Source organism: Prevotella sp. C561, from assembly GCF_000224595.1.
Lineage (GTDB): Bacteria > Bacteroidota > Bacteroidia > Bacteroidales > Bacteroidaceae > Prevotella > Prevotella jejuni.
Genome location: NZ_JH114139.1, coordinates 150,661 through 154,504, shown reverse-complemented (window position 1 = coordinate 154,504; position 3,844 = coordinate 150,661). Strand labels below are relative to the sequence as shown.

The following is a 3,844-nucleotide window of genomic DNA, read 5'->3' as shown; positions in this document are numbered from 1 at the left end:
GACTCTCGTATATGCTGATAAGGGTTATGGACTCGGCAGAAAACAAGGAGACACTTGCTCGAATGAAACTAAAAAGTCGCATTATGCACAAAGGAACAAGGGCGCATAAGATTACAGAAAGAGAGAAACGCGTCAATGTGGCTATCAGTAAAATTAGGTACAGGGTGGAACGCACTTTTGGTTCCATACACAGATGGTTTAGGGGAGGTACGGCAAGATATGTAGGACTTGCCAAAACACATGCACAGCATATTATGGAGGCTGTTGCCTACAACTTATATCGAACGCCAGGGATAATTGTGTCCAATGCTCTCAAATAAAAGAAAATTGGACACAAATATAGATGATAATAATCGTTTTACGGCATCAATTATAACAATAAACACGTTGGAATATGCTTCTAAACACAACTAAATGGGAATTTCTCTATAAATGAAGGTTTTGCAGAGGTCTCAGAATGACAGAAAGGACAAAATTCATAACGAAGCGAAAGCCATAATGACATAAGGGAAAGAAAAACAAAATGACAAAGAAAAGCCCCTCACCCCCCAACCAATGGTCACTGACCGAACTCGTCATTTAAAGTTCCTATGAAAAAAAGAAAAAGCTTCCCAAACCCTTCCCTTCGGAACTGCAATCCGACGCGGTATTTGAGAAACCTTTCCTATTTCTGTTGCAAAGATACAACTTATCCAGCTAAAAACAAAAAGGAGTTAGGAAAATTACCCAACTCCTTTTCTGTTTTTATCAATTGATTTTTGGTGATTTATAAGCTGATGTCTGATACCAATTCGTATCATGCTTATATCTTGATACCGCTATAGACGGACTGATACCATAGCGTTCAGCCTCTTTTGCAATGGCATTGACAACCTTATGCGGAGACAAACTTTTACAGCCTGCCCCGATAATTTTATTCCATACATCATCAGGAATGAGTTGCTGCCTTGCAAAGGCATTAGCTTCTTTTTCACGTGGATCTTTGGAGTAGAGAGCTCCTTCTGTAGATATAAACGCCTGATTGTCTCCCGAAAGATGTCTTTCAATATGACACAACTCGTGAAGAACATCAAAAGCTAACTTATCCATATCATTATAACGATAAGTAACCGTGATTACAGGACAGCCATCTACCAATGTAGAATAAGCATCAACAGGCGTTTTATCTAATTTCTCAACATAAAGATAGGCGATTCCATACTCATTAAGACAGTCCTTTATACCTTGTGTCGAAAGTGTACCGTTATTCGCCATATGTGCAATCTCACTTGCTGCCTTCAATCCATTTCCCTTTTGATACTTCTTATCTATTGTTGCACGTGATATTTCCAACCAATTAAGAATAAGCCAAGTTTGCATATTCTTCTCATCAATGTGTACTTTCTCACTATGCTTGTAACGACCAACTACCTGCAGACTCAACTCTTTAGATGACAGTAAATCAAAATCGAACGAGGCTTTTAATTTCACTACTCGCTCAATACATGGAAGACGTGACAAGTTTAACCGCTTATAAAGCTGCTTTAAGTTAAAAATACCCGCACACGATTCTTCGTATTCACGAGCTTCTTGTTCTTCGCTTTGCCTTGCATTCATAGCTTTACGGTCATACATATAACCGCTATGCAGGTTCATCCAGGTCTTATAGGGTATTCCTAAATGACTTTCTAACTTCATTGCTAAATCGTCATTCAGATTTCGTTTACCATGTATAAATGCATTCAGGTGAGTTGCCTGAACACCAATCTGCTTTGCAAAATCCTTTTGCTTGATGCCACGTTCCTGCAACTCTTCACGCAAGATTTCTCCTGGGTGGATTGCCCTGACAGGAACTAATCTGTTATTTCTTGTTGCCATAATGTGTACTATCAATTTCTATTAATTCTACTTCAATGCCATCATCCGTCTCTGAAAACAGCAGCCGCTCAACCAATCCGTTTACAAGACGTACAGAACTGATAGGCTTGTCCTTCTGATGCCTGAGTTTCTCATAGTGTAAGAAACTAAATGCTTTTAGTTCTTCAGTTGACTCAACGTTATAGATCATACTAACGGCACGGATATAGCCTCCTATCAAGCGTTTGTTCTTACAAAGTTTCTTGTATTTTTTATCATTGGTCTTACCGGTTTCATATAATTCGGACAAGGCTTCTTCCTTGAAAATTATATTCATGCGGTGAAATGCTTCAATTATATAGTGCAAAGATAGAATAAAATTACCAAAAAAGGTAATTTAGAAACGACGTTAACACTTTTTTATAAGTATCTTTATCCCATATCGTCCATTAGAGCCCAATAACTTATATGGCTTTAACCCAAGAATACAAAAAAAGCCGCAAAGATACGACTCTATATAAGGTAGGACGGCTGCGGAGCTTGAAGTTATCGCACTTATATGCAGACGCTCATCCTACTGTAAAGAAGGCGGTACAGCATCACTGTTAGAAATCCTTTCCAACATAGCCTCTGTGTTCTCTACTGCAAAGATACAATTTTATCAACCAAAATACAAGTAAAACTCATGGTTTTTCTACCTGTCTGTGTATTCCAATTCACGCGTCCCCGTACTTTCTCCCCCTACATATTTAATGCTAAAACCTTGACTCAACAGCTAAACACATTACCTGCCAACATTCCTTTTTTCGTCTACCCTTCGCACTTATCCAGCCTGATACTTATCATCAGATAGCTATTAATTCTTATATATGGCTGCAAATTCTGTGCCCTCTGTCGTCTGCTTGCAGGCGTTTGTGGGTTCCACCTGTTCACTGAAAGGCCTCTGTTCATCTGTGAAAATCTGTGAGAGACAAAACTCCCAACAACTTAAGACGTTCGCAGAAAGCCCTCCGTTAAATCCGTGAGTTCTGTGAGAGATAAAACATACCACGACCTAAGACGTTCGATGAAAGTCTTCTGTTCGATTCATGATCTCTATGAGAGACAAAATTCCCAACGAACCTCTCATCTCTTTTTTGGTTCTTACGAAATATGGAGTAATAAACTAAAACTATTATATAATAAACCACACGGAGACACTGAGGGGACAGAGCTAAAGGCAATCTCACGGAGATGCTGACGGCACATAGAGCGATGGAGCTGTAGCGTACAGACTCCTGACAGCTCTTGGGATAAACGCTTTGGACATAAAGTCACTAATAAAACCCGCAACCAACATCCGTCTCTCCACACACCGTCGGTGCCTCCATGCCATCACTTGCTTTGTTTTAATAATCCTCCGCACCCTCCATTTCTCTGTGTGACATTTCGTCAGAAACCTAAGTTTAGGCGGATCATTAACACTCTAAAATTATGAAGAACGCAATTTGTATCAGTGTCTCAAACGTAAACTAACGATGCGATACCGAGGTCAGCAACTGTTTCGTTAATTCTATATCGTTTGTATATTGACCATTTTACTTGTTTTCTGTAACCATATATCTTTGCGTAGGTGCAGTTTTGGCTTCCTGCAGCGCACACAGACTTCCATCTTCCAAAAGTGAATCTATATAGTTCCGCTTCATATAATAGCGGTCTGATAAGTTCAACTCCCTTGCTATCTCAGCAAGCGTCCGTGGACTCTTACAGAACTCCAAAATCCTTATCTGTTTTTCTTCCTTGTGCTTACTCCTTGACTTTTCATCAATTACTCCTTGACTTTTACTCCTTGACTTTTCATCAATTACTCCTTGACTTTTACTCCTTGACTTTTCATCAATTACTCCTTGACTTTTACTCCTTGACTTTTCATCAATTACTCCTTGACTTTTACTCCTTGACTTTTCAACTTTTCTAAAGTTCTGATTAACCCCATAAGAAGTCCAACGTCCTCTGCTTTCTGTAACAA

At 39.3% G+C, this 3,844-nt stretch carries 3 protein-coding genes and 1 pseudogene; 1 reads left to right on the top strand and 3 read right to left on the bottom strand.

Translation table 11 applies throughout. The features are described 5' to 3' along the window. Nucleotides 1-320, top strand: a 320-nt coding sequence (locus HMPREF0666_RS17775) for an IS5/IS1182 family transposase (RefSeq protein ID WP_009010292.1), incomplete at its 5' end; no start/stop codon positions are given. Nucleotides 321-747: 427 nt separating this feature from the next. On the opposite strand, the gene HMPREF0666_RS00470 is transcribed toward HMPREF0666_RS17775, so the two are convergent. The 3 genes and pseudogenes from HMPREF0666_RS00470 to HMPREF0666_RS17575 all read right to left on the bottom strand — a co-directional run. Next, complete coding sequence (locus HMPREF0666_RS00470; RefSeq protein WP_009010291.1) at nucleotides 748-1,857, bottom strand: HigA family addiction module antitoxin; 1,110 nt, start codon at nucleotides 1,855-1,857, stop codon at nucleotides 748-750. After that, nucleotides 1,841-2,173 carry a hypothetical protein gene (locus HMPREF0666_RS00465; RefSeq protein WP_009010290.1) on the bottom strand — a complete coding sequence of 111 codons (333 nt, stop codon included), beginning with the start codon at nucleotides 2,171-2,173 and terminating at the stop codon, nucleotides 1,841-1,843. Before HMPREF0666_RS00465 ends, HMPREF0666_RS00470 begins: the two co-directional genes overlap by 17 nt. Nucleotides 2,174-3,413: 1,240 nt before the next feature. Further along, a pseudogene (locus HMPREF0666_RS17575) lies at nucleotides 3,414-3,844 on the bottom strand (hypothetical protein); the annotation flags it as partial.